Source organism: Micrococcus lacusdianchii (assembly GCF_023155805.1).
Taxonomy (GTDB): Bacteria; Actinomycetota; Actinomycetes; order Actinomycetales; family Micrococcaceae; genus Micrococcus; species Micrococcus lacusdianchii.
Map to the genome: position 1 here is coordinate 70139 of NZ_JAKNUW010000010.1, position 24452 is coordinate 94590.

Genomic DNA, 24452 nt, shown 5'->3' on the forward strand with positions numbered 1-24452 from the left:
CGGGCGGGGAGGCGCCGACCGGTCAGCGGATGCGCAGGACCATGCCCGGGTGCAGCAGCGTGGAGGCCGTCATGCCGTTGAGGCGCTGCAGCTCGGTCATGGACACGCCGGTGCGCTGGGAGATGATCCACCAGCCGTCGTTCGGCTGGACCGTGTAGGTGTCGGCCGGCGCAGGCGCCGGGGCGGGCGCGGGGGCGGGCCCGCTCTCGACGGTCACCAGGATCATCCCCGGGTGCAGCTCGGTGCTGGCGGTCATCCCGTTGAGGCGCTGCAGCTCGGCCATGGACACCCCCGTGCGCTGGGCGATGATCCACCAGCCGTCGTTCGGCTGGACCGTGTACGTGTCGGCCGGCGCAGGCGCCGGGGCGGGCGCGGGGTCGGACGCCGCCGACGAGGTCCTGAGCACCATGCCGGGGTGCAGCTCCGTGTCGGCGGTCATGCCGTTGAGGCGCTGCAGCTCGGCCATGGACACCCCCGTGCGCTGGGCGATGATCCACCAGCCGTCCCCCGGCTGCACCGTGTAGGTGTCCCCGGTGTACGGCACCGGGGAGGGAGCCGGCGTCGTCGTGCCCTCGGCCGCGGCGGCGATCCGCGCGGCGCCGTCGCGGATCTCGTCCAGGCGCGGCATCAGGTACTGCCCGGGGCACGCGGTGTACTTGGTGGCCCGGTGCGGGAAGATCGTGTCCAGCGTGACCCGGGACCCAGCCGGCCACATGTCGGTGCCGCCGGTGGTGAGGGTGACGGTGCCGTGCGCGTCGAGGCCGTCCCGGTACACGTAGTAGGCGGCGGCCCGGGCCATCGCGTCCACGGCCTCCTGCGAGGGGGCCACGACGTCGTAGTTGCCGAGCGTGGAGATGCCCATGGTGCCCGTGTTGAAGCCGCCGGCATGGGTGCCCAACGGGTTCGAGGTCAGCGCGCCGCGTCGGCCCTCGTAGATGTTGCCGAACCGGTCCGTGATCAGGTGGTACGGGAAGTCGCCCCAGTTCAGGGTCTTCGTGTAGTACGCGTAGATGCCGCGCATCTGCTCCACGGCCTGCGCGCGGGTGTACCCGTTGGTGCCGGCCGTGTGGTGGATGGTCAGCGCCGTGACGCTGGAGAACTGCGTCGAGTCGCGCGCCCAGGACTCGTCGGCGCCCCACTGGGCGCGCGTGATGAGGTCCGGGAGAATCTTCGCGCGGGCGTCGGCGGCGCTCGCCGCCATGGTGGCCTGCGGCACGGACGACGACGGCGCCCCCGCCCCATCCTGCGCGGCGCCCGGGCGCGCGGCGGCCTTCACCCCGTGGGGGAGGGCGGCGGTCTCGGCGACCTTGTCCAGGGTGGGGGTGGGCTGGGAGGCGACGGCCTCGTCCGTGGCGGAGGTGCCCGGGTCGATCAGGGAGAGCTCGAAGCCCGCGGGGGCGGCGCCGTCGGCGGTCACCACGCGGACCTGCGCCCCGGTGGCGCCGAACGCCACGAGCGGGTCCGTGCCGGTGCGCTCGCTCGGCACGTCCTCGGTCCACACGGTGCGCTCGAGCTCCTGCCAGCCCGTCCAGGCGCCGTCCTGGTGCAGGCGGACCTGCATGGACTCGATGCCCTCGCCGGAGCCGGCCTCCCACGCCGCGGCGACCACGGTGAACGGGGTGTCCGTGACCGGGGCGCTCAGAACGGCCAGCCGGTCGCGCTGGTCCGCGTCCAAGCCGGCCAGGGCGTCCTCGCCGAGGGCGTCCGCGTCCACGCCGGAGAGGGCGATCTGCCGGGTGCCCTCGCCGCGGACCTTCGCGGCCTCGACGGGCGCGTCCGCGGCGCCGGTCCACGCCGCCGCGTCCGCCGCGGTGCGGCCGGTCCGCTCGGGCGCGGGGGCGGCGGGGTCCTGCGGGGTCGGGGCGTACGGCAGCAGGCCGCCGACGGCGGCGGAGAGGACGGCCACCGCGAGGGCGGGGGTCAGGGCGCGGTGCGGGCGCGCACCGGGGAGCGGCGAGGACAGGTGCATGGGAAGCCTTCCGACGGACGGGCCGGGGGTGGAGTGCGAGGGGGTGACGCGGCGCCCGGTGCCCGGTGCGGCACGGGAGCCCGAGGGGGGCACCGCGTGGGCGCCGCGTGGGCGCCGTCCGTGATCGTATCGTGATCAGCGCTGCACCGGGAGGTGCTTCCCGGCGTCGATGGTCGGTTCAACCGATGGTCTCCGGATGTTCATCTTCTGGGACGGATCACCCTCCGGCCTGTGCGGTTCAGGTGCCGCAGAAGGTCACGAACCCGCCCTCGTCAGCGCCGGAGGGGACAGCGAGGTCGGTGGCGTCGGGACGCGGCGTGAACGGGTCCCGCACGGCGGCGAGGATGCGCTCCACGGGGGCGATGTCGCCGTCCTCGGCGGCGTCCAGGGCCTCCTGGAGCGGGCGGTTGCGCGGGATGTGACGCGGATTGGCGGCCCGCATCCGCTCCGGGTCCGGCGCGAGGGCGAGCCAGTCCTCCCGCCACGCCCTGACCCCCGCGGAGTCCGGAAGCCCGGCCGACGTCCCCGGCGTGGGGCTCGGCCCGGGCACGACGTCCGCCAGGTCCGTCCAGGACGCCGTCCAGTCGGCCCGTGCCTCGGCGAGCAGCCCGAGCAGGCGCGCGGCGACGTCGTCCGAGGCCTCGGTGCGGGGCACGCCGAGCTTCGCGGCCAGGCCGGACTGCCACGTGGCGTCGAACGCGGGCGCGAACCCCTCGAGCGCTGCGGTGGCGGCGGCGACGGCGTCGTTCGGCTCCGTTGCCAGGTGCGGCAGGAGGGTCTCGGCGAGCCGGTTGAGGTTCCACAGGGCGATCTGCGGCTGGGCACCGTACGCGTAGCGGCCCTGGCGGTCGATCGAGGAGAACACCGCGCGCGGATCGAAGGCGTCGAGGAAGGCGCACGGGCCGAAGTCGATGCTCTGGCCGGAGATCGTCACGTTGTCCGTGTTCATCACGCCGTGCACGAAGCCCACGAGCATCCAGCGGGCTGTGAGGTCCGCCTGCGCGGCGACCACGGCCTCGAGCAGGGCCAGGGCGGGGACGTCGGCGTCGACGCGGTCGGCGTGGTGGCGGGCCAGGGACTCGGCGACCAGGCGCGGCACGAGATCCTCCGGCGCGTGCCCGCCCTCGACCAGTGCGGCGGCGTACTGGAACGTGCCCACGCGCAGGTGGGAGTCGGCGACGCGCGCCAGCACCGCGCCCGGCAGCGGCCGCTGCCGGCGGACCGTCCGCCCCGTGGCGACGACGGCGAGCGCGCGCGTGGTGGGGATCCCGAGGGCGTGGAGCGCCTCGGAGACCACGAGCTCGCGCAGCATCGGGCCGACCGCCGCGAGCCCGTCCGAGCCCTGCCGCGAGAACGGGGTCAATCCGGAGCCCTTCAGGTGGAGATCGCGCAGGGCGGGGAGGCCGGGCGCGGGGGCGGCGCCGCCGACGGGCGCGGTGAGCTCGCCGAGCAGGAGGGCACGCCCGTCGCCGAGCCGGGGCGAGTAGCCGCCGAACTGGTGGCCGGCGTACCCCTGGGCCACGGGCCGGGCGTCCGGGCCGGGGGCCTCACCGGTGAGGAACCGGACGCCGTCCGCCGAGCGCAGCCAGTCCTCGTCGAGGCCGAGCTCCGCGGCGAGCGCCGCGTTGAGGTGCAGCAGGCGCGGCTCGGGGGTCTGCCATGCGCGGGACGGGGCGGACAGCTCCGGGAACGCGTCGGCGAAGTGCGAGGTCAGGGCGGGGACGGGGGAGCTCATGCGCCCACGGTACGGGGCACGCCGCCCTCAGTACGAGGCGCGTCCGCCGTCGTCGCCGCCCTCGGGCGCGGGGCACCACTCGTCCGCGAGGGCCTCGGCGGCGCGGGCCAACAGTGCGACGTCGGCGCCCACGTTGACGAAGTCCGCGCCGGCCTCGGCGTAGGCCTGCGCCTGCGCCTGGACGAATGCGTTGACGCCCACCACGGTCCCGGCCTCGTTCGCCGCGCGGATGACCGACTCCACGGCGGCCACCACCTCCGGGTGGGACTGCTGGCCGAGCAGGCCCATCGAGGCGGAGAGGTCGGAGGGGCCCACGAAGATCCCGTCCACGCCGTCCGTCTCGGCGATGGCGCGGGCGTTCTCCACCCCGGCCCGCGTCTCGATCTGCACGAACAGGCTGACGTGGTCGGCGTCGTCGTTGAGGTAGCCCGGCACGCGGTTCCACCGGCCCGAGCGGGCCAGCGACGAGCCGACTCCGCGGACGCCGTGCGGCGGGTAGCGGACGGCTTCGACGGCCCGGGGTGCCTGGTCGGCGTCGTCGACCATGGGCACCAGCAGCGTCTGCGCGCCGAGGTCCAGGTACTGCTTGATCAGGATGGCGTCGAGGGCGGGGACGCGCGTCATGACGGGCACGCCGTAGCCGGCCACCGTGCGCAGCTGCGCCAGGACGGTCTCGAGGGAGAGCGGAGCGTGCTCGCCGTCGATCAGGAGGTAGTCCAAGCCCGAACCGGCGCAGATCTCCGCGGCGGTGCAGTCCCCGGAGCTGAGGAACATGCCGGCGGCGGGGCGGCCGCCGCGGGCCGCGCGGGCCTCGGCGGTGAACAGGTCACGGAACATCGGCTGGGTGTTGTGGCGGACGGGCACGGCGGATCCTCTCGGGCGGTCAGGCGAAGAAGCAGGTGACGGTGCCCAGTGGCCCGTAGTCGGCGGTGACGGTGTCCCCCGCGGACACGTGCATGGGGCGCGTGAAGGAGCCGGCCAGGACCACCTCGCCGGCCGCCAGGGCGTCGCCGTGCCCGGCCAGCCGGTTGGCGAGCCAGTGCACGCCGTTGCCGGGATGGTTCAGGACGCCGGCGGCCACGCCGGTCTCCTCGATGGTCTGGTTGCGGGAGAGCGTGCCGGCCACCCACCGCAGGTCCACCGCGTCCGGGGCCACGGGGCGGCCGCCGAGCACCATGTACCCCAGAGCGGCGTTGTCCGCGATGGTGTCCACGATGGTCCGGCCGGCCAGCTCGACGTGCGCGTCGAGCACCTCGAGTGCCGGCACCACGTACTCGGTGGCCCGCAGGACGTCGACCAGGGTGACGCCGGGGCCGCGGAGCTCGTCCTTGAGCACGAAGGCCAGCTCCATCTCGATGCGCGGGTTGGTGATCCGCGCGGTCTCGAACTCGTGGCCGGACTCGGCCACCTGGTCGTCGAAGATCACGCCGTAGTCCGGCTCGGTGATGCCCGTGGCGGCCTGCATGGTCTTCGAGGTCAGGCCGATCTTGTGCCCGACGACGCGGCGGCCCGCCTCCACCTGGCGCCGCGCCCAGATGCGCTGCACCGCGTAGGAGTCCTCGACCCCCATGCCCTCGTAGCGGGCGGTGAGCAGCGGCACGGGGGTGCCGGTCTGCCCGGCCTCGTGCAGCTCGTCGGCGATCTTCTGGTGCGTTGCCTGGTCCAGCATGGCGGTCCCTTCGACGTCGTGAGGCCGGTCACCCCGAATCGTATACGGTCCGGCAGGCCGGGGCCCGGTGGCGGCCGGCGCCGGCGCCCCCGTCAGGATCCGGCGAGCATGTCCTTGACCAGCGGGACGACCTTCTCCCCGAACAGCTCCACCGAACGGGTGTTGTGCACGTGCGGGATGGGGCCGTGCTGCACCTTAAAGCTCACCCGGGAGGCCCCGAGGTCCTTCACGCCCCGGGCCACCTTCCGGGCCACGGTCTCGGGGGAGCCGACGGCCATGAGCCCGTGGTCCAGCTCGCCCCGCAGCGCCTGGGGGGTCATGCGCGGCCAGCCGCGCTCGGCGCCGAGCCGCGCGTGGTGGGACAGGTACGGCTGGGCGAACTGCTGGAACGCCGCGTGGTCCGTCTCGGCCACATGCCCGATCATGTGGAAGCCGACGCGGGACTCACCCTCATGGCCGAACTTCTCCCGCGCGTCGCGGTAGAGCTGCGCGAAGGGCGCGAAGCGGGAGGACGGGCCGCCGATGATGGCCAGCATGAGCGGCAGATCGTGCCGCGCGGCGCGCACCACGGACTGCGGCGAGCCGCCGACCGCCACCCACGTCCGCAGCGGCTCGCCGCCCTCGAGCGGCGGGTAGAGGGTGACGTCGTCGAGGTCCTGGGTGTGCCGGCCCGACCACGTCAGCGGCTGCTGCGTGCGCAGCTGCGCGAAGAGCTCGAGCTTCTCCTCGAACAGGTCCTCGTAGTCGTGCAGCGAGTAGCCGAACAGCGGGAAGGACTCGGTGAACGAGCCGCGGCCGAGCACGGCCTCGGCGCGGCCGGAGGAGAGGGCGTCGAGGGTGGCGAAACGCTCGTGCACGCGCACGGGGTCGTCCGAGGAGAGCACGGTGACGGCGGTGCCGAGCCGGATCCGCTGGGTCCGGGCGGCGATGGCGGCCAGCACCATCTCGGGCGCGGAGACGGTGTAGTCGTCGCGGTGGTGCTCGCCGACGTTGAACGCGTCGAGGCCGGCCTGCTCGGCCGTCACGCCGAGGTCGACGACGTGCCGCACGCCCGCGGCGTGGGTCTCGAGCTCGCCGTCGGCATCCGCGGTCCGGTCGCCGAAGGTGTCGATGCCGAATTCCAGGTCCATGGAGTCCTCCGAGGGGTGGGGGGTGGATCGTGTCACCGGGAACAACGCCGGGCGCGCCTGAGTTATTTCAAACATGAAGAACCACCTCGCCAGCACCCCGAACGTCCCCGCCCTCGATGACGACGCCCACCCCGCTCCCGCCCCCGCACGCCTGGCGGTCGGCCTGGTGGGGGTGGGCAAGCTCGGCGCCGTGATCGGCCGGCTGGCCGCGGAGGCCGGCCACGAGCTGCTCGTGGCGGAGCGGCCGGGGAACCCGATGTTCGAGCTGGTCGTCGGCTCGATCCTTCCGTCCGCGCGGACCGTCCCCCTGGCCGAGCTGCTGGCGCGGGCCGACGTCGTGGTCCTCGCGGTGCCCCAGCCCGCGCTCGCAGGCCTGGACCTCTCGGGCGTGCGCGGCGACGTCGTGGACGCGACCAACGCGTGGGACGCGGTGCCGGCCGAGGACGAGGGCGTGGACGCCGACTGGTGGGCGCGGCGGCTGCCCGGGACGCCCGTGGTGAAGACGCTCAATCACGCCGCCTACGCGGAGCTGCTCACCGACGCCCGCCCGGCGGGCGCCCCGGGGCGCAGGGCCGTGGCGGTGGCGGGGTCCGACGCGGACGCCGTGGACCGCGTGGCCGCGTTCGTGGACTCCCTCGGGTTCGACGCCGTCCCCGCCCCGGCCGGGGCGGCGAGCCTGCTCGAGCCGGGGGCGCCCGTGTTCGGCGGTCGGTTCGACGCTGCCGGGATGCGCGAGGCGCTCGCGGGGGCGCCCGTCGACTGAGCGACGGGCCCTGTCTGATGCGGCTCGGGGGAGTACGTCTCAGAGCTGGTTGCCGAGCTTGTACTCGCCCTTCTTGTAGTCGGGCAGGGACTCCTCGCCCTCGTCCCGGCGCGTGTAGGAGAAGCCGTCGGCGCCGATGGTCACGGCCATCTCCGAGTCGTCCGTGCGGGCGACGACGGGCTGCGGGTTGCCGTCGAGGTCCAGCACGAGCGAGGCGTCGGTGTACCAGGACGGCACGACCGGGGTGCCCCACCAGTCGCGGCGCTGGTTGTCGTGCACGTCCCACGTGACCACGGGGTTGTCCGGGTCACCGGTGTAGTAGTCCTGCGTGTAGACCTCCACGCGGTGGCCGTCCGGGTCCCGCAGGTAGAGGTAGAACGCGTTGGAGACGCCGTGGCGGCCCGGGCCGCGCTCGATGCGGTCGGACATGCGCAGCGCGCCGAGCTTGTCGCAGATCGCCAGGATGTTGTGCTTCTCGTGCGTGGCGAAGGCGACATGGTGCATGCGGGGGCCGTCGCCGCCGGTCATGGCGGTGTCGTGGACGGTGGGCTTGCGGCGCATCCACGCGGCGTACACGGTGCCGTTCTCGTCCTGGATGTCCTCGGTGACGCGGAAGCCCAGGTCCTGCATGTACCGGGCGGCGCGGGGGACGTCCGGGGTGACCTGGTTGAAGTGGTCCAGGCGCACGAGCGCGCCCGGGGTGTAGAGGTCGTAGCGCCAGGCCAGGCGCTCCACGTGCGCCACCTCGTGGAAGAACTCGTAGGGGAAGCCCAGCGGGTCCTCGACGCGCACGGAGTCGCCGACGCCCTTGACGAAGCCGTCCTTTCGGCGCTCGACGCGGCAGCCCAGCTCCTCGTAGAAGGCGACCGCCTTGTCCAGGTCCTCGGGGGTGCGCACGCGGTAGGAGAACGCGGCCACGGCGGCGGTCTCGCCCTTCCGGAGGATCAGGTTGTGGTGGATGAACTCCTCCATGGAGCGGAGGTAGACGGTGTCCTCGTCCTCCTCCGTGACCACGAGATCCAGGACGTCCACGTAGAACCGGCGCGAGGCCTCGAGGTCGGTGACCACGAGCTCCATGGACGCGCAGCGCAGCACGTCCGGGGCCTCCGCCGTAGGGGTGGGGAGGGGGTTCTCCGCCTTCACGGGGCCCTCCTGCCCCACGCAGAAGCCGGAGGAGGTCTTCTGGCGGTTCTCGAGGTTGCTCATCGATGCTCCTTGGTGATGGGCGGCCGCGCCAGGGCGGTCGATGTGGCCTGGGACATGGTCACTGCCAGTGATCGTATACGATCCTCCGGCCCGGGGGAAGTCCGTCCCGAGCGGGCGTCCTGTCCCCGGGTGCGCCGTCGGGGTCGCCGGGCCCGGCGCGTCGGCGAAAGCGCTGCGGGGGCGCGTGGTGCGTCAGCGGAAGCGCGGGGGGCGGGTCAGCCGTCGATCTTCGCCGCGGCCTGCTCCTGCTTGCCGAACACCGGGTTGTGAACCTCGCCGAGGTTGATGTGCACGGCCTGTTGGTCGGTGTAGAAGTCGATCGAGCGGTAGCCGCCCTCGTGGCCCAGGCCGGAGGCCTTCACGCCGCCGAACGGCGTGCGCAGGTCGCGCACGTTGTTGGAGTTCAGCCACACCATGCCGGCCTCGACGTCCTGAGCGAAGGTGTGGGCGCGCTTGAGGTCGTTCGTCCAGATGTACGCGGCCAGGCCGTACGTGGTGTTGTTCGCCAGCTGCAGGGCCTCCTCGTCCGTGTCGAACGGGGTGATCGCCACGACCGGACCGAAGACCTCCTCCTGGAAGATCCGCGCGTCGGACTTGACGTCCGCGAACACGGTGGGGCGCACGAAGTTGCCCTCCGGGAACTCCTCCGGGCGGCCGCCGCCGGCCACGAGGCGGGCCTCGGACTTGCCGATCTCCACGTAGGACATGACCTTCTCGTAGTGCTCGGGGTGCACGATGGCGCCGACCTCGGTGGTCTCGTCGTTCGGCAGGCCGACCTTCACGCGGTCCGCCTGGGCGGCGTAGCGCTCCACGAACTCGTCGTAGATCGAGCGCTCCACGAGGATGCGCGAGCCGGCGGTGCAGCGCTCGCCGTTGAGGGAGAACACGCCGAAGATTGTGGCGTCGATCGCGGTGTCCAGGTCCGCGTCCGCGAAGACCACGGCGGGGGACTTGCCGCCGAGCTCCATGGACAGGCCCTTCAGGTGCGGCGCGGCGTTGGCGAAGATGATCTGGCCGGTCCGCGACTCGCCCGTGAAGGAGATCAGCGGCACGTCCGGGTGCTTCACGAGCGGGTCGCCCGCGTAGCCCTCCTCGCCGAAGCCGTGCACCATGTTGAACACGCCCGTCGGCAGGCCCGCCTCCTCGAAGATCTCCGGCCAGAGGGACGCGGAGAGCGGGGTGAACTCGGCCGGCTTCAGCACCACGGAGTTGCCGGTGGCCAGGGCCGGGGCCAGCTTCCAGGACTCCAGCATGAACGGGGTGTTCCACGGCGTGATCAGGCCCGCGACGCCGATCGGCTTGCGGTTCACGTAGTTCGCCTGGCGGCCGGGCACCTTGAAGGCGTCGTCGTGCTGGGCCACGATCAGGTCCGCGAAGAAGCGGAAGTTCTCGGCGGCGCGGGCGGCCTGGCCCCTCGCCTGCGTGATCGGCAGGCCGGTGTCGAAGCACTCCATCTCGGCGAGCTGGTCGCCGCGGGTCTCCATGATGTCCGCGATCCTGTGCAGCACCCGGGAGCGCTGGCGCGGCAGGGCCTGGGACCACTCGCCGGACTCGAAGGCGGCCTTGGCGGCGGCGACGGCGCGGTCGATGTCCGCGGACTTGCCGGAGGCGGCCCGGATGTACGGCTGGTTGGTCACCGGGTCGAGCACCTCGAAGGTGTCGCCGTCGATCGAGTCGACGAGCTCGCCGTCGATGTAGTGGCGGAGGACGTCGGGCAGGCCCTCGGGCGTGCGGGCCTCGATGCTGGTCTTCTCGGTCACGGAGTCCTCTTCTCAGTTCTGGTGGTTGAGGTAGGCGTGCAGGGTGTTGAGTCGGTGGGCGCGGGCCGCGGCCTCGATCTCTGCGAACGGGGCCCCCGACTCGATGAGCCGGAGCAGCTGCTCGTGCTCCTCCACGGAGGCACGGGCCCGGCCGGGCACGTACGCGAACGTGGAGGAGCGCAACGCCGCCAGGCGGGTCCAGCCGCGGTGCACCAGGTCGTGCACGTGCTCGTTCTGGTGGTGCTCGAACAGGATCGAGTGGAAGCGGCGGTTGAGCTCGGTGAACGCCACCGGGTCCCACGTCTCCTCCGAAGCGGCCCGCGCGCGCATCTCCGCGTTCACCGCGCGGGCGGCGGCGATGTCCTGGGCGGTCACGTGCGGGGCGCACTGGGCGGTGGAGAAGCCCTCCACCAGCGCGAGCGTCTCCATGGTGTGGCGGTACTCCACGGGGTCGATCCCCACCACCGTGGCGCCCACGTTGCGCTCATAGGCCACGAGGTTCTCGGACTGCAGGCGGCGGATGGCCTCGCGCACCGGGACCACGGACATGTCGAGCTCCGCGGCGATCTGAGACAGCACCAGCCGGTCACCCGGCTCGTGGCGTTGGTCCCGGATCCCCGCGAGGATCGCGTGGTAGGCGCGGTCCGCCTTGGAGGCGGTGGCGTCGCCCGGGCTCGCCTGCCCCGTGTTCGTGCGGATCATGCTCGCCCGTCGCCCTCCGGCTGCGGGGCCTGCGGCAGCGTGGCCCGGTGCTCGGCGAACGCGGCCTTCCACTCGGCGTCCGGCGGGAACAGCCCGTCCACGGGGTGGCCGGCCTTCACCTGCTCGTACACCCAGGCGTCCTGCAGCTCCTGCTCGTAGGCGTCATCCACGACTTCCTGGAGCAGCGAGGGCGGGATGACGACGACGCCGTCGTCGTCGCCCACGATCACGTCCCCGTGCTGGACGGTGGTGCCGCCGCACGCGATGGTGCCCCCGACCTCCCACGGGATGTGGCGGCGGCCCAGGACGGCGGGGTGCGCGGCGTTGGCGTAGACCTGGATGCCGACCTCGCGGACGGCCTCGGAGTCGCGCACGCCGCCGTCCGTGATCACCCCGGCCGCGCCGTTCACCTGGGCGCGCAGGGCCAGGACGTCGCCGAGGGTGCCGGTGCCGTGCTCGCCGCGAGCCTCCATGACCACCACGTCGTCCGGCTGGACCGAGTCCATCGCGCGCTTCTGCGCGTTGAAGCCGCCGCCGAACGCCTGGAAGAGGTCCTCGCGCTTGGGGACGTAGCGCAAGGTCTTGGCGTAGCCCAGGAGACGCTTGCCCGGGTGGTAGGGGCGCGGGCCGTCGATGGTGGCGTTGTGGATGCCGCGCTTCTGCAGCTGCGCGGTGAGGGTGGCGACGGCGGTCGCCTCGATCTTCGCGCGCAGCTCCGGGGTGAGCAGGGTCCGGTCCGGCCGCGGGGCGGAGGGCACCCAGTGGCCGTCCTCATCCACCGCCGAGGAGGCGGCGGCGTCCGCAGCCGGCGCGGCGCCGTCGTCGGCCCTCTCGCCGGCCGGGGGCAGGCCCGCGGCCTCACGCGACCCCCAGGCCTCCTCGCGCTGGGTGTCGTCCACCTGCGGGCCGTGGCCGTAGTCGGCCATCGGGTGCGCGGACTCGGTCACGTGCGTCACCAGGCGGCCCGTGGACGGGGCGCCGGGGGCGGTCGGAGCGTCCACCTCCACCTCGACGACGTCGCCCGGCTGGGCCACGGAGGATCCGGCCGGGGTGCCGGTGAGGATCACGTCCCCCTCCTCGAGCGTCATCAGCTGGGAGAGGTCGGCCACGAGCTGGCCGAACGGGAAGACGAGCCCCTCGGTGGTGTCCTCCTGGACGAGCTCGCCGTTGACCCACGTGCGCACGCGCAGGGCGGCCGGGTCCAGGTTCGCGGCCGCGATCACGGCGGGGCCGAGCGGGGTGTAGCCGTCGCCGGACTTGTTCTTGACGTTCGAGCCCTTGTCCGCGTGGCGCAGGTCGTAGAGGCCCCAGTCGTTGGCGGCGGTGATCCCGGAGACGAAGGACCAGCCCTCCTCGGGGCGCACGCGGCGTGCCGTGCGGCCGATGATCAGCGCGATCTCGCCCTCATAGGCCAACAGCTCGGTGCCGGCGGGACGCTCGACGGCGTCCCCGGAGCGGGCGATCGAGGTGCCGGCTTTGAGGAACCAGCCGGGGAACTTCGGGGAGCGGCCGCGCTGGGCGATCCGGGAGGGGTAGTTCAGGTGCAGCGCCACGACCTTGCCGGGGCGGTTCTCGCGGGCGGTGAAATCCTGCTCGGTGACCGTGGGCGTGGCGGGCGATGTGCTCTGCGTCATGCCGCGGATCATATACGATCCGCCCCGGCGCGGGAAGGGGCCGACGCCGTCCGGTCAGGGGCCGGCGGTGGACGCGCCGGCCGTGCCCGGGATGCCGGTCCCGACGTCCGCGGCGTCCGACGTGCCGACGTCGATCCCGTCCGTGTCCGGGACGGCGTCGAGGGGCGCGGTGGTGGCGGTGGCGTCCGCCCCGTTCCAGCCGGTGGAGGCGTCCGTGGGCGGCTCGGGTGGGGTGGTGACCCGCCCCTCGCCGGCGTCCCCACCGCCCTGGGTGGGCTCAGCCCCGCCCCCGGCGGTCGGCTCGCCGAGTGCCAGCGGCGCCAGGCCGAGGACGTCGTCGAGATCCCGCCCGTCCACCTCGAGGCGCACGTCCGGGGCGTCGGTCTGGGAGCGGGCCGTCTCGGCCAGCTGGGCACGGATGCGCTCGGCCGCGCACGCGCCGTCGGCGGTGAGGGTGCCGGAGAACGTGAACACCTCCGTGTCGCCGTCGCGCCGGTGCCCGGTGGGGGTGAGGGTCTCGGCGGTGGACTCGACCTCGTTCAGGAGGGTCGGATCGCCGTGCGCGCCCTGGTCCTCGTCGAAGAGGAAGTCGAGGGCGGCGTCCGCCCGGTCCACCCCGCCGGAGGGCACGGTCTGCACGGGCACCAGCAGGTCGCCGCAGCCGAACGCGCGGCCCGCGAAGGACGGGTCCGCCGCGTCCTCCGGCACCACGAGGTGCACGGTCAGCGGTGCCATGTCCGAGGTGTCGTGGCCCAGCAGGTCCACGGGGCCCTCCGAGCGCCCGGCGGACGGCTCCCCGCCGGAGGGGAGCAGGCCGCAGCCGCCCAGCAGGACGCCGGTGGCGGCGAGGGCGGCCGCCGTCGTCAGAGCGGAGGACGCGGAGCGGCGCATGGGGACCTCTCAGGGGGCGGGACGGACGCGGCGGGAGAGCGGCCGCGCGAGGGCCGTGTGATGGCCCCATGCTACGGTCCGCCCGCTCCAGAGGGGCCCCCGGATACCATGAGGCCATGCCCTTGAGAAACCGCCGTGCCGCCGCACTGCCCGCCAAGCTGAGCCGCTCGTGGCTGCTCGTCAACGCGGCGAACCCCGAGGACTTCGCGCCCGGGCTCGCATCGGAGGCGGACTCCGTGATCTTCGACCTCGAGGCCGCCGTGCCCGAGGAGAAGAAGGACGAGGCGCGTCAGAACGTCGTGGACGCCCTCTCCGGCGGCATGACCGCATGGGTGCGCATCGGGGCGACCTCGACGGACCACTGGGCCCGGGACCTCGAGGCGCTGCAGGGGCTCGAGGGCGTGCGCGGCGTGGTGCTCGCGGAGACGGAGGAGCCGGAGCAGGTGGCCTTCACCGCGATGCGCCTGCGCGCCGGCACGCCCGTGATCGCACTGCTCGAGTCCGCCCTGGGCATCGAGAACGCCACCGCGGTGGCCAAGGCACCCGGCACCTTCCGCCTGGCGTTCGGCGTCAACGACTTCCGCAAGGACGTCGGCGTGGGGGAGGACCCGCTGGCCATGGCCTACGCGCGCTCCCGCATGGTGATCGCCTCCCGCGTGGGCCGGCTGCCCGGCGCGGTGGACGGACCACCCGGCGCGGGCGACGACGAGGCCGCCGTGCAGGAGTCCTCCCGCGTGACGAACTCCATGGGCATGACGGGCCGGCTCTGCCTCAACCGCGGTCAGGTCGAGTGGATCAACCGGGGCCTGGCCCCGTCCGAGGACGAGGTGCGCTGGGCGCACGGCCTGCTGGACGAGCACGCCGCCGGGGCCACGGTGGGCGACGGCTCCTACCTCCCGCGCCTGCTGCGCGCTCAGAAGATCGCGGATCTCGCCGACTCGTACGGCCTCTGGAACGCCTGACCGGCGTGGCACCATAGAACCCATCCCGTCGACGCCCCGGGCGCGCCTCGCGCGCCGCCCGGCCGGCGTCGTCCTCCCCCCAGAAGACGAGGTACACCCATGGGCGAGACCCCCACGCAGTCCTTCTCCGCCTCCACCGCCGATGCCGCCGACGACGGCGCGCGCGGCACCGGCACCACCCGCGTCAAGCGCGGCCTGGCCGACATGCTCAAGGGCGGCGTCATCATGGACGTCGTGACCCCGGAGCAGGCCCGGATCGCCGAGGATGCCGGCGCGGTCGCCGTGATGGCGCTCGAGCGCGTGCCGGCCGACATCCGCGCCCAGGGCGGCGTGGCCCGGATGTCCGATCCGGACCTGATCGACGGGATCGTGGAGGCCGTGTCCATCCCGGTGATGGCGAAGGCGCGCATCGGCCACTTCGTGGAGGCCCAGGTGCTGCAGGCGCTGAAGGTGGACTTCATCGACGAGTCCGAGGTGCTCTCCCCCGCGGACTACGTGAACCACATCGACAAGTGGGGCTTCGACGTGCCGTTCGTCTGCGGCGCCACGAACCTGGGCGAGGCGCTGCGCCGCATCACCGAGGGCGCGGCCATGATCCGGTCCAAGGGCGAGGCCGGCACCGGCGACGTCTCCGAGGCCATGAAGCACATCCGCACCATCCGCAAGGAGATCGCGCAGCTGCGCGGCCTGGCGAAGGACGAGCTGTACGTGGCCGCGAAGGAGCTGCAGGCCCCGTACGAGCTGGTCCGCGAGGTGGCCGAGACCGGCTCCCTGCCCGTGGTGATGTTCGTGGCCGGCGGTGTGGCCACCCCGGCCGACGCGGCCCTGATGATGCAGATGGGCGCCGACGGCGTGTTCGTGGGCTCCGGCATCTTCAAGTCCGGCGACCCGGCCGCGCGGGCGAAGGCGATCGTGAAGGCGACCGCCCAGTTCGACGACCCCGCCGCGATCGCCGAGGCCTCCCGCGGCCTGGGCGAGGCCATGGTGGGCATCAACGTGGGCGACCTCCCCGCCCCGCACCGCCTGGCCGAGCGCGGCTGGTGAGCCCGGCGGCGCCCACCGTCGGCGTGTTCGCCCTGCAGGGGGACGTGCGCGAGCACGTGCACGTCCTCGAGGCGCTCGGCGCCCGCACCCGCCCCATCCGCCGGCCCGCCGACCTCGCGGGTCTCGACGGGATCGTGCTGCCCGGCGGGGAGTCCTCCGTGATGGACCGGCTGGCCCGGATCATGGGCCTGAGGGACCCCCTCGCCGAGGCGATCCGGGACGGCCTGCCCGCCTACGGCACGTGTGCGGGGATGATCCTGCTGGCCGCCGGGATCGAGAACCCCGCCCCGGACCAGGGGAGCCTCGGCGTCCTCGACGTCACGGTGCGCCGCAACGCCTTCGGCTCCCAGGTGGACTCCTTCGAGGCGGACCTGGAGGTGCCGGCGGCCGCCGCGGACCCGGTGCACGCTGTGTTCATCCGCGCCCCCGCGGTGGTGCGCGTGGGGGAGGGGGTCGAGGTGCTCGCCTCCGTGCCGGCCGCCCGGGCCGTCGGCGCGTCCACCTCCGAGGCCGACGACGGCGCCGCCGCCGACCTGCCCGTCGCCGTGCGCGCGGGGCACGTGAGCGCCACGAGCTTCCACCCGGAGGTCACGGGGGACTGGTCCTTCCACCGCGCGTTCCTCGCCGGCCTCTGACCCCCCCCAACGTGAGAATCGACTGCGGTTCTGACCCTCCACAGCCCCTTTCGGGGCCCCAGAAGGGGCAGAACCGCAGTCGATTCCGGAGGCGCGCGCCGGGGAGCCGGCAGGCGCGGTGGCTCAGGCGGCGTGGCCGGCCCGAGCGCGGGCCTCGGCGGAGAGGAACCGCTCGTACGCCGGCAGGGTGAGGAAGTCCGGGAAGTCCTCGGCGAGGGCCACCGAGGTGAAGATCTCCCGGGCGTCGTCGAACCGGTCGCCCTGGGTGCGCTCGATCCGGCCGAACTCCTCCTCGGTCACCTGCTCCACCCACTCACGGGTCACGGTGCGCTCCCCGCCGTCGGTCAGACGGGCGGTGGAGCCGGTGCGGATCCACTGCCAGATCTGGGAGCGGGAGATCTCGGCGGTGGCGGCGTCCTCCATCAGGTTGTGGATGGCGGCGGCGCCGTTGCCCCGCAGCCAGGACTCCACGTACCGGATGCCCACCTCGATGTTCATCCGCAGCCCCTGCTCCGTGATGGAGCCGGTGGTGGACTTCACGTCCACCAGGGCGGCGGCGTCGGGGACGACGTCCTCCCGGCGGCGGGCGCGGATCTGGTTGGGCAGGTCCTTCAGGACGGAGTCGAACACCTCCATGGCCACCGGCACCAGGTCCGGGTGGGCCACCCACGAGCCGTCGAACCCGTCCTCGGCCTCGCGGGTCTTGTCCGCGCGGACCTTCTCCAGGGCGGCCGCGTTGGCCTCCGGGTCCTTGCGGTTCGGGATCTGCGCGGCCATGCCGCCGATCGCCGACGCGCCGCGCCGGTGGCACGTGCGCACGAGCAGCTCGGTGTAGGCCCGCATCATCGGCTGGGTCATCGTCACCTCGGAGCGGTCGGGGAGCACGAAGTCCTCGCCCCGCTCGCGGAAGGTCTTGATGACGCTGAAGATGTAGTCCCAGCGCCCCGCGTTGAGGCCGGCGGCGTGGTTGCGCAGCTGGTAGAGGATCTCCTCCATCTCGAATGCCGCGGTGATCGTCTCGATCAGCACGGTGGCCCGGATGGTCCCCTGGGGGATCTCGAGCAGGTCCTGTGCCCGGACGAACACGCAGTTCCACCACCGCGCCTCGAGGTGCGACTCGGTCTTCGGCAGGTAGAAGTACGGGCCGCGGCCGCGGCGCAGCAGCTCCTTCGCGTTGTGGAAGAAGTACAGCGCGAAGTCGGTGAGCGCGCCGGAGACCGGCTGGCCGTCCACGAGGATGCGGTCCTCCATCAGGTGCAGGCCGCGGGGCCGCACGATGATGGTGGGCCGGTCCACGAGCTGCACGCCGCCGAGGGTGTACTCCTTGCCCTCCGGGGTGGTCAGGGAGATGGTCCTCCGGATGGCGTCCTGCAGGTTCACCTGACCCGCGATCACGTTCTCCCAGGACGGGGTGGAGGAGTCCTCGAAGTCCGCGAGCCAGCACTTGGCGCCCGAGTTCATGGCGTTGATGGTCATCTTCCGGTCCACCGGGCCCGTGATCTCCACGCGCCGGTCGCGCAGGCCCGGGGCCAGCGCCGCGACCCGCCAGGAGGTGTCCTCACGGACCTTGCGGGTGGCCGGGAGGAAGTCGAGGGTCTCCCCCTCGGCGATGCGACGCCGACGGGCGGTGCGCTCCTCCATCAGCTCCTGACGGCGTCCCTCGACGCCGCGGTGCAGCGCGGCGAGGAACTCCAGGGCGGCCGAGGTCAGGACGCGGTCCTGACCGGGGACCGGCTCGCCGAGGATGCGCACGCCGTTGACGGTGGTGTCGGAATGGGTGGTCTGCAGGGTCATCATGACGGATTCCCTCTCAGTCTCTGCGGTCTGTTGGGCCTGCGGCTCAGTGGAACTGGCCGGCCTCGGTGGACTCCTTGAGGGCCACGGTGGAGGACTCGGGGTTGATGGCGGTGGACACGGCGTCGAAGTAGCCGGTGCCGACCTCACGCTGGTGCTTGGTGGCGGTGTAGCCGCGGGCCTCGTCGGCGAACTCGCGCTCCTGCAGCTCCACGTACGCGGACATCTGGCGCTCGTTGTAGCCCTTGGCCAGGTCGAACATGGAGTGGTTGAGGGCGTGGAAGCCGGCGAGGGTGATGAACTGGAAGGTGTAGCCCATGGCACCGAGCTCGCGCTGGAACTTGGCGATCGTGGCGTCGTCGAGGTTCTTCTTCCAGTTGAACGACGGCGAGCAGTTGTAGGAGAGCATCTGGTCCGGGAACTCGGACTTGACGGCCTCGGCGAACTTCTTGGCCAGCTCGAGGTCCGGGGTGCCGGTCTCCATCCAGATCAGGTCGGAGTACGGGGCGTAGGCCTTGGCGCGGGCGATGCAGGGCTCGATGCCGTTGCGGACCTTGTAGAAGCCCTCGGCGGTGCGCTCACCGGTGATGAACTCGGCGTCGCGCTCGTCGACGTCGGAGGTGATCAGGGTGGCGGCCTCGGCGTCGGTGCGGGCGATGATCACGGAGGGCACCCCGGCGACGTCGGCGGCCAGGCGGGCGGCGTTCAGGGTGCGGACGTGCTGGCCGGTGGGGATGAGCACCTTGCCGCCGAGGTGGCCGCACTTCTTCTCGGAGGCCAGCTGGTCCTCCCAGTGCACGCCGGAGGCGCCGGAGGCGATCATGCCCTTCATGAGCTCGTAGGCGTTGAGCGGGCCGCCGAAGCCGGCCTCGGCATCGGCGACGATCGGCACGAGGTAGTCCTCGACGGTCTTGATGCCCTCGGACCACTCGATCTGATCGGCGCGCAGCAGCGCGTTGTTGATGCGGCGGACCACAGCCGGCACGGAGTTGGCCGGGTAGAGGGACTGGTCCGGGTAGGTGTGGCCGGAGAGGTTGGCGTCCGCGGCGACCTGCCAGCCGGACAGGTAGATGGCGCGGAGGCCGGCCTTGACCTGCTGCACGGCCTGGTTGCCGGTGAGGGCGCCCAGGGCGTTGGTGAACTCGCCCTTGGCGTGCTCGGAGGTCAGCTGCTCCCAGAGCTTCTCGGAGCCGCGGCGGGCGAGGGTGTGCTCCTCCTGGATGCGGCCGCGGAGCTTGGCCACGTCCTCGGCGGTGTAGGTGCGCTCGATGTGGGCCCAGCGGTCGTTGGTGTCCCAGTCCTGCTGGATCTCCTGGGCGATCTGCTGCACGGTCTGCTCGGTCATGGTCCTGGTCCTCTCGGGTGGGGGGCGGGGTGGGCCTCCGCGGTGCTGCGGCGGCGTCTCCCCGGGGGGTGTGGAACCACTCTGGCCCGACGCGCACCTGCCTGGGCCCCGCAGTCGCAGGAAAGTTCGCGATGTTCTTGCCAACACGTCAAGAAAGTGCGTCCTTCGCATCCGGGGCGCTGCAGTAGCGGGGATCTGCAGAAATGATGGCGCAGAGGAGTAAATGTTGACTTCATGGACGGCCTCGCAGGTGACGGTCGTTACCCTCGACGGCATGGCCACCTCCACGAATCCCGCCCACGAGCCCCCGCGCGTCGACCCCCTCGTGCTCGGCCGGCGGCTGCGCCACCTGCGCCGGACGTCCGGCGCGACGCTGTCCGACGTCGCCGGGAAGGTGGGCGTGACCGCATCCCACCTCTCCCTCGTGGAGAACGGACACCGGGAGCCGCGGCTGACCCTGCTCACCGCCCTGGCCGGGGCGTTCGGCGTCGAGGTGGAGGACCTGCTGACGCCGGAGGCGCCAAGCCGGCGCGCGGCCCTCGAGGTGGCCGTGGAGCGGGCGCAGCGCGGCCCGCTGTTCCAGCGGCTCGGCCTGCCCGCCCTGAAGATCGGCCCGCGCACCCCGGACGAGGTCCTCGAGGTGATCGCGGGGCTGCAGGCCGAGCTGGACCGGCAGATGGCCGAACGCGTGTCCACCCCGGAGGAGGCGCGCCGGGCGAACAGCGCCCTGCGGGAGGAGATGCGGGCCTGCGGCAACCACTACGCGGACCTGGAGCGCCGGGCCCAGGAGCTGCGGGAGGCGGTGGACGTCGCGGACGGTCCGCTGACGCACCATCACGTGTCCGCACTGGCCGAGCACCTGGGGTTCGCGGTGCGGTTCGTGCCCGATCTGCCGCACTCGACGCGCTCCGTCACGGATCTGAAGAACCGCCGCATCTACCTGTCGCGGTCCCGCCGCCCGGACCATGACCCGCGCGCGGTGCTCCTGCAGGCGGTGTGCTCCTCGGTGCTGGGCCACGGCGAGCCCGCCGACTACGCGGAGTTCCTCCGCCAGCGCGTGTACACGAACTACCTGGCCGCGGCGATGATGATGCCGGAGCGCGGCACCGTGCGCGCGCTGCGCGAGGCGAAGGAGCGCCGCGACCTCTCGGTGGACGACCTGCGGGACCGGTTCGGCGTCTCGTGGGAGTCCGCCGCGCACCGGTTCACCAACCTGGCCACCGAGCACCTGGGTCTGACCTGCCACTTCGCGAAGGTCCACGAGTCCGGGGTGTTCCACAAGGCATACGAGAACGACGGCATTCCGTTCCCCCGGGACCACATCGGAGCGATCGAGGGGCAGACGGCCTGCAGGTACTGGACCAGCCGGCAGGTGTTCTCCGTGGCCGACCACCTCGGTGCGTTCCCGCAGTACACGGACACCCCCGCCGGGACGTTCTGGTCGGCGGCGGTGGTCGAGCCGACCTCCACCGGCTTCTACTCTCTCACGGTGGGCGTGCCCTTCGACGACGCCAAGTGGTTCCGCGGCCGGGAGACCTCCGCGCGGACCCGCAGCACCTGCCCGGACCCGGAGTGCTGCCGGCTGCCCTCGGCGGACCTGGAGGCCGCGTGGGGCGGGCAGGCCTGGCCGGCGGCCCGCGCCAACGCGCACCTGCTGGCGGCCATGCCCAGCGGGGCGTTCCCGGGCGTGGAGGAGGTGCAGGTGTTCGAGTTCCTCCAGACGCAGGAGAGCCGATGGCCCCCGGAGGGGTCGGGGGCGGCCTGACGGGGTGGCGGCGGGCGCGGGCCGTGCCGCACGACGCCCCCGCCCCTCGGGCGTTCCGTCCGGCGCCGCTGCGCTCCTACGGTGGACGGCACCGCGCGGGGCCGGACCGGCCTCGCGGAGGACATCCCCGACGTCGAGAGGACCATCCCCATGCCTTCCGTGCTGTTCGTGCTCACCGGAGCCCGCCATTGGACCCTGCAGGACGGGAGCGAGCACCCCACCGGCTTCTGGGCCGAGGAGCTCGTGGCCCCGTACGACCGCTTCGAGCAGGCGGGCTGGGAGATCGCCGTCGCCACGCCGGGCGCCGTCGTGCCCGTGGTGGACGAGGGCAGCCTCGGCGAGATGGGCGGCTCCGAGGAGGAGACCGCTGCGCTGCGCGCCCGCCTCGACGAGCTCGCCCCCGTGCTCTCCGCCCCGCAGGACCTGCACGAGGTGGACGGCCAGGCCTACGACGTCGTCTTCTACCCCGGCGGCCACGGCCCGATGGAGGACCTCGCCGTGGACGCCGGCTCCGGTGCCCTCCTGCGTGAGCGCGTGGCCGCGGGCAGGCCGGTCGCCCTGCTGTGCCACGCCCCGGCGGCGGCGCTCGCGGCCGAGCTCGACGACGACGCCGGCCCCGGCCCCTTCCACGGCCGCCGCATGACGGGCTTCTCCAACGTCGAGGAGCAGCAGGCGGGCCTGGCCGACAAGGCCCCGTGGCTGCTGGAGGACCGCCTCAAGGAGATCGGCGCCGAGTACGAGAAGGCCGCCGAGCCGTGGGCCCCCCACGTGGTGGTGGACGGCCCGGTCTACACCGGCCAGAACCCGGCGTCCTCGGCGGCGCTGGCGGAGCGCCTCCTGACCGACCTGGGCTGACCGGCCCACCTGCGGCGCCGCCGCTCCCTCCGCGCCGAGGGGGCGTCGGCGTCGCCCATACTGGGACCGTGACCCTCGCCGTGCTCGTCTCCGTCCTCGCCGTCCTGCTGCTGATCGTCGGTCTGGTCGGCACCGTCTACCCGATCCTGCCCGGCTCGCTCCTCAACGTGGTCGTCTCCGTGACGTGGGCGTGGATCCTCGGCTCCACCGCCTCCTGGACGTTCGGCCTGGTGGCCGCAGGCCTGTCGATCGCCGGCGTGAGCGCCTCCGCGGCCCTGACCGGTCGGCGCCTCGTGCGCGAGCGCGTCCCCCGCGGCCCGATCCTGGCCGGCGTCGCCGGCGCGGTGATCGGCTTCTTCGTCGTGCCGATCGTGGGCCTGTTCCTCGGCTTCGCTGTGGGCCTGTTCGCCGCCGAGTGGCGCCGCCGCAGGGACGCCCGTGCCGCGCTGGCCTCCTCGTGGGGCGCCGTCAAGGCCATGGGCCTGGGCATGCTCGTGGAGTTCGTGTGCGCCATGGCGGCCCTGGCCTCGGTGGGCACCGGCATCCTGGTGCACTTCGCCACGGCCTGACCCGGGAGGACGGCGACGCCGGCCCGCGATGTTCACCGGCCCGTCACCCCGGCGGGGGTGAGCCGCACGCCCACTCCGGTCAGGCTGGAGCCGGCCCCCCCCCGCGGCCGTCCCGGAATCGAGGCGTCATGCTCCCGTCCCCCGCCCCCTACCGCCGCGGCACGACCTCGGCCCTGCTCCTGAGCGCCGCCCTCCTGCTGCTGGGCGGGCTGGCCCTCGTGATGGGCGGGGCGGTCCGCTGGCTCGGGTGCCTCACCCCCGACGTCTGGGCCGTGGCATGCCCCATGCACGACGACGCGTTCGGCGAGCTGCCCGGCATCGACCTCCCGGTGGCGGCCGGCTACGCGCTCGTCGGCGCGGCGGCGCTGCCCGCGTCGTTCGGGCTGCGGCCGGGTCGGGGCGCCCGCGGACGGTGGGCGCTGCCCGCGCTCGGCCTCCTCACGCTCCTGGTGCACGTGGCCTTCGCTGTGGGGACGCTCGAGCCGGGGGAACCGGGGGAGCCGGGAGGGCCTGGGGAGCCGGCGTCGGCGCTCGGGCAGGCGAGCTCCCTTCTCGTCCTGATGGTGCCCGTGCTGAGCGTCACCGGCGCGGCATTGGTGACCCTCGGCCGGGACGACACCCCCGGCCGCCTGACCGCCCGGTGGACCGGGGGGACCTTGGCCGCCGTGGGTCTCGCCCACGGCATCGTCCCGATCGTGGTGCTGATCGGCGTCTCGGGCTCCCACGACGACCCGCCCGGCCTCTTCCTCCTTCCGGGGCTCGTCACGCTGGTCCTGGTCGGCCTCCTGACGGCCGCCGCGGTCCGCGCCTCCCACCGGTGGAACAGGCGGGCACTGCTGGCGACGCTCGCCGGCGTCACCGCGCTGCTGGCCGCCGGCGGCTGGGCCGCGGCGGGGGCGATCCTCTGGCGGGACTGCCTCGAGCCCGGATCCTCCACGACCGGGTGCGCCCCCGCCGCAGCGGCCGCCGCACGGGCCCCGCTGGAACGCGAGCGCTGGCCTGAGGTGACCCCGCAGCCGGAGGTCGCCCTCGGCGCAGGTCTCGTCCTGCTCGCGGCCGCAGCGGCGCTCGCGCTGCTGCACGCCCTGCTGGAGCGGAGCGCGCCCGGGTGGACCGCCGCCGCGGCCGCGGTCCTGGCCGCGGGCGCCGGCGCCGTCCTGGCCTCACGGGCGGGGACCGTCGTGCTCGCGGAGTCGGCCTTCGCCCTGGTCCTCGCCCTCCTCGGGATGGTCCTGGCCTGGCGGGCCGGTGTCAGCGGCGTGCACGGCTCCCGCGGATCTCAGTCCGCGAGGTCACCCGTCGCGAGTGCGTAGAAGCCCAGGATGTGCTCGCGCAGAGAGGCGGCGGCCAGCTCGCCGTCGCGCGCGTCGACCGCCGCGAGGATGCCGCGGTGCTCGTCCTGCAGCCGTCGGCGCACGGCGTCCCAGTCGGCCAGGGCACCCACCGCCTCGTGGACGTAGCCGACGACGGCCTGCCTCAGCGACGCCATGATGGTCTCCGTGACGACGTTGCCGCTCAGGGCGGCGAGGGTGATGTGGAACTGAGCGTCAAGCTCATGGAAGACGTCTCGTGGCAGGGCGGGGTCGTCCATGCGTTTCAGCAAGGTGGCCGCCTGGGCCATGGCGGCCCGTCGGGGGTCGTCGCCGAGCGCGGCGTCGCCGTGCCGGCTCGCGGCGAAGCGGGCCGCCTCGGTCTCGAGGAGCACGCGGGTGGCGACGATGTCCGAGACCGGAAGGGCCTGCGTGGCCACATGCATCCGCAGCGCCCATCCGAGGGCGGCCGAGGGCTCGGAGACCACCACGGCACCGGCGGTGGGGCCGGAGCCGGTGCTCGAGCGGACGAGCCCCATCGCGTCCAGGATGCGGGTGGCCTCCCGCACGGAGGCCCGGGAGATGCCGAAGCGTTCCGCCAGGGCACGCTCGCCGGGCAGCTTGGCGCCCACCCGCACCCGGCCGCCGCGCAGCTCGTCCTCGAGCCAGTCGAGGATCACGGTGTGGGCGCGCGGGGCTGTGTCGGGCACGGGT

Annotated in this window: 21 protein-coding genes; 8 read left to right on the forward strand and 13 right to left on the reverse strand. The window is 73.5% G+C overall.

All coding sequences use genetic code 11. From position 1 onward, the window contains the following. Nucleotides 1–22 precede the first annotated feature (22 nt). From MA879_RS07885 to MA879_RS07905, 5 genes are all read right to left on the reverse strand, one after another. The gene (locus tag MA879_RS07885) at nt 23–1969 is read right to left on the reverse strand and encodes a LysM peptidoglycan-binding domain-containing protein (RefSeq protein ID WP_248124885.1); all 1947 of its coding nucleotides are present in this window, start codon (nt 1967–1969) and stop codon (nt 23–25) included. 238 nt (nt 1970–2207) lie between these two features. Then, nucleotides 2208–3704 (reverse strand): protein adenylyltransferase SelO, encoded by a 1497-nt coding sequence (locus tag MA879_RS07890; RefSeq protein ID WP_248124886.1) that lies wholly within the window; start codon nt 3702–3704, stop codon nt 2208–2210. A gap of 27 nt (nt 3705–3731) precedes the next feature. Further along, nucleotides 3732–4568, reverse strand: coding sequence for an HpcH/HpaI aldolase family protein (locus MA879_RS07895; RefSeq protein ID WP_335342043.1), 837 nt, complete (start codon nt 4566–4568; stop codon nt 3732–3734). A 19-nt stretch (nt 4569–4587) separates the two neighbouring features. Continuing rightward, on the reverse strand, nt 4588–5373 hold the full coding sequence (locus MA879_RS07900; protein WP_248124887.1) for an FAA hydrolase family protein: 786 nt from the start codon (nt 5371–5373) through the stop codon (nt 4588–4590). A gap of 92 nt (nt 5374–5465) precedes the next feature. After that, the gene (locus tag MA879_RS07905; RefSeq protein ID WP_248124888.1) at nt 5466–6503 is read right to left on the reverse strand and encodes an LLM class flavin-dependent oxidoreductase; all 1038 of its coding nucleotides are present in this window, start codon (nt 6501–6503) and stop codon (nt 5466–5468) included. A gap of 73 nt (nt 6504–6576) precedes the next feature. On the opposite strand from MA879_RS07905, the gene MA879_RS07910 reads away from it, so the two are divergent. Next, nucleotides 6577–7266: an NADPH-dependent F420 reductase gene (locus MA879_RS07910; protein ID WP_248124889.1), complete on the forward strand. Its 690-nt coding sequence runs from the start codon at nt 6577–6579 to the stop codon at nt 7264–7266. A gap of 39 nt (nt 7267–7305) precedes the next feature. On the opposite strand, the gene hpaD is transcribed toward MA879_RS07910, so the two are convergent. From hpaD to MA879_RS07935, 5 genes are all read right to left on the reverse strand, one after another. Further along, nucleotides 7306–8472: a 3,4-dihydroxyphenylacetate 2,3-dioxygenase gene (hpaD, locus tag MA879_RS07915; RefSeq protein ID WP_248124891.1), complete on the reverse strand. Its 1167-nt coding sequence runs from the start codon at nt 8470–8472 to the stop codon at nt 7306–7308. 215 nt (nt 8473–8687) lie between these two features. Then, on the reverse strand, nt 8688–10232 hold the full coding sequence (gene hpaE / locus MA879_RS07920) for a 5-carboxymethyl-2-hydroxymuconate semialdehyde dehydrogenase (protein ID WP_248124893.1): 1545 nt from the start codon (nt 10230–10232) through the stop codon (nt 8688–8690). 12 nt (nt 10233–10244) lie between these two features. Beyond that, on the reverse strand, nt 10245–10934 hold the full coding sequence (locus tag MA879_RS07925) for a GntR family transcriptional regulator (protein WP_248124895.1): 690 nt from the start codon (nt 10932–10934) through the stop codon (nt 10245–10247). Further along, complete coding sequence (locus MA879_RS07930) at nt 10931–12568, reverse strand: fumarylacetoacetate hydrolase family protein (RefSeq protein ID WP_248124897.1); 1638 nt, start codon at nt 12566–12568, stop codon at nt 10931–10933. The genes MA879_RS07925 and MA879_RS07930 overlap by 4 nt, the downstream gene beginning before the upstream one ends. Before the next feature lie 54 nt (nt 12569–12622). Then, nucleotides 12623–13459 carry a hypothetical protein gene (locus tag MA879_RS07935; protein ID WP_248124899.1) on the reverse strand — a complete coding sequence of 279 codons (837 nt, stop codon included), beginning with the start codon at nt 13457–13459 and terminating at the stop codon, nt 12623–12625. Between the two features lie 116 nt (nt 13460–13575). On the opposite strand from MA879_RS07935, the gene MA879_RS07940 reads away from it, so the two are divergent. From MA879_RS07940 to pdxT, 3 genes are all read left to right on the forward strand, one after another. Then, nucleotides 13576–14421, forward strand: coding sequence for an HpcH/HpaI aldolase/citrate lyase family protein (locus MA879_RS07940; RefSeq protein ID WP_248124901.1), 846 nt, complete (start codon nt 13576–13578; stop codon nt 14419–14421). A 99-nt stretch (nt 14422–14520) separates the two neighbouring features. After that, nucleotides 14521–15465, forward strand: coding sequence for a pyridoxal 5'-phosphate synthase lyase subunit PdxS (gene pdxS, locus MA879_RS07945; protein ID WP_282447719.1), 945 nt, complete (start codon nt 14521–14523; stop codon nt 15463–15465). A 23-nt stretch (nt 15466–15488) separates the two neighbouring features. Then, the gene (pdxT, locus tag MA879_RS07950; protein ID WP_248124904.1) at nt 15489–16100 is read left to right on the forward strand and encodes a pyridoxal 5'-phosphate synthase glutaminase subunit PdxT; all 612 of its coding nucleotides are present in this window, start codon (nt 15489–15491) and stop codon (nt 16098–16100) included. Between the two features lie 123 nt (nt 16101–16223). Here the strand turns inward: pdxT and aceB are convergent, their stop codons facing one another. Then, nucleotides 16224–17894 (reverse strand): malate synthase A, encoded by a 1671-nt coding sequence (gene aceB, locus MA879_RS07955; protein ID WP_248124953.1) that lies wholly within the window; start codon nt 17892–17894, stop codon nt 16224–16226. A gap of 46 nt (nt 17895–17940) precedes the next feature. Beyond that, entirely contained in the window at nt 17941–19239 is a 1299-nt protein-coding gene (aceA, locus tag MA879_RS07960; protein ID WP_248124907.1) for an isocitrate lyase, read from the reverse strand. A gap of 274 nt (nt 19240–19513) precedes the next feature. Here aceA and MA879_RS07965 point away from each other — a divergent pair, with 274 nt between their 5' ends. From MA879_RS07965 to MA879_RS07980, 4 genes are all read left to right on the forward strand, one after another. Then, the gene (locus MA879_RS07965) at nt 19514–21004 is read left to right on the forward strand and encodes a helix-turn-helix transcriptional regulator (protein ID WP_248124909.1); all 1491 of its coding nucleotides are present in this window, start codon (nt 19514–19516) and stop codon (nt 21002–21004) included. 81 nt (nt 21005–21085) lie between these two features. Next, nucleotides 21086–21859 carry a type 1 glutamine amidotransferase domain-containing protein gene (locus MA879_RS07970; protein ID WP_335342044.1) on the forward strand — a complete coding sequence of 258 codons (774 nt, stop codon included), beginning with the start codon at nt 21086–21088 and terminating at the stop codon, nt 21857–21859. A gap of 68 nt (nt 21860–21927) precedes the next feature. Beyond that, nucleotides 21928–22428: a DUF456 domain-containing protein gene (locus MA879_RS07975; protein ID WP_248124911.1), complete on the forward strand. Its 501-nt coding sequence runs from the start codon at nt 21928–21930 to the stop codon at nt 22426–22428. Nucleotides 22429–22556: 128 nt separating this feature from the next. Then, on the forward strand, nt 22557–23741 hold the full coding sequence (locus MA879_RS07980) for a hypothetical protein (RefSeq protein ID WP_248124913.1): 1185 nt from the start codon (nt 22557–22559) through the stop codon (nt 23739–23741). Here the strand turns inward: MA879_RS07980 and MA879_RS07985 are convergent. Then, entirely contained in the window at nt 23708–24448 is a 741-nt protein-coding gene (locus tag MA879_RS07985) for a FadR/GntR family transcriptional regulator (RefSeq protein WP_248124915.1), read from the reverse strand. The two genes, MA879_RS07980 and MA879_RS07985, sit on opposite strands and share 34 nt — an antisense overlap. Between the last annotated feature and the right edge of the window lie 4 nt (nt 24449–24452).

What these genes read in the sequence shown, in the direction of transcription:
- MA879_RS07885 (WP_248124885.1), bottom strand. Translation starts at nt 1,969, where the DNA reads ATGCACCTGTCCTCGCCGCTCCCCGGTGCGCGCCCGCACCGCGCCCTG.
- MA879_RS07890 (WP_248124886.1), bottom strand. Translation starts at nt 3,704, where the DNA reads ATGAGCTCCCCCGTCCCCGCCCTGACCTCGCACTTCGCCGACGCGTTC.
- MA879_RS07900 (WP_248124887.1), bottom strand. Translation starts at nt 5,373, where the DNA reads ATGCTGGACCAGGCAACGCACCAGAAGATCGCCGACGAGCTGCACGAG.
- MA879_RS07905 (WP_248124888.1), bottom strand. Translation starts at nt 6,503, where the DNA reads ATGGACCTGGAATTCGGCATCGACACCTTCGGCGACCGGACCGCGGAT.
- MA879_RS07910 (WP_248124889.1), top strand. Translation starts at nt 6,577, where the DNA reads ATGAAGAACCACCTCGCCAGCACCCCGAACGTCCCCGCCCTCGATGAC.
- hpaD (WP_248124891.1), bottom strand. Translation starts at nt 8,472, where the DNA reads ATGAGCAACCTCGAGAACCGCCAGAAGACCTCCTCCGGCTTCTGCGTG.
- MA879_RS07925 (WP_248124895.1), bottom strand. Translation starts at nt 10,934, where the DNA reads ATGATCCGCACGAACACGGGGCAGGCGAGCCCGGGCGACGCCACCGCC.
- MA879_RS07930 (WP_248124897.1), bottom strand. Translation starts at nt 12,568, where the DNA reads ATGACGCAGAGCACATCGCCCGCCACGCCCACGGTCACCGAGCAGGAT.
- MA879_RS07935 (WP_248124899.1), bottom strand. Translation starts at nt 13,459, where the DNA reads ATGCGCCGCTCCGCGTCCTCCGCTCTGACGACGGCGGCCGCCCTCGCC.
- MA879_RS07940 (WP_248124901.1), top strand. Translation starts at nt 13,576, where the DNA reads ATGCCCTTGAGAAACCGCCGTGCCGCCGCACTGCCCGCCAAGCTGAGC.
- pdxS (WP_282447719.1), top strand. Translation starts at nt 14,521, where the DNA reads ATGGGCGAGACCCCCACGCAGTCCTTCTCCGCCTCCACCGCCGATGCC.
- aceB (WP_248124953.1), bottom strand. Translation starts at nt 17,894, where the DNA reads ATGACCCTGCAGACCACCCATTCCGACACCACCGTCAACGGCGTGCGC.
- aceA (WP_248124907.1), bottom strand. Translation starts at nt 19,239, where the DNA reads ATGACCGAGCAGACCGTGCAGCAGATCGCCCAGGAGATCCAGCAGGAC.
- MA879_RS07965 (WP_248124909.1), top strand. Translation starts at nt 19,514, where the DNA reads ATGGCCACCTCCACGAATCCCGCCCACGAGCCCCCGCGCGTCGACCCC.
- MA879_RS07980 (WP_248124913.1), top strand. Translation starts at nt 22,557, where the DNA reads ATGCTCCCGTCCCCCGCCCCCTACCGCCGCGGCACGACCTCGGCCCTG.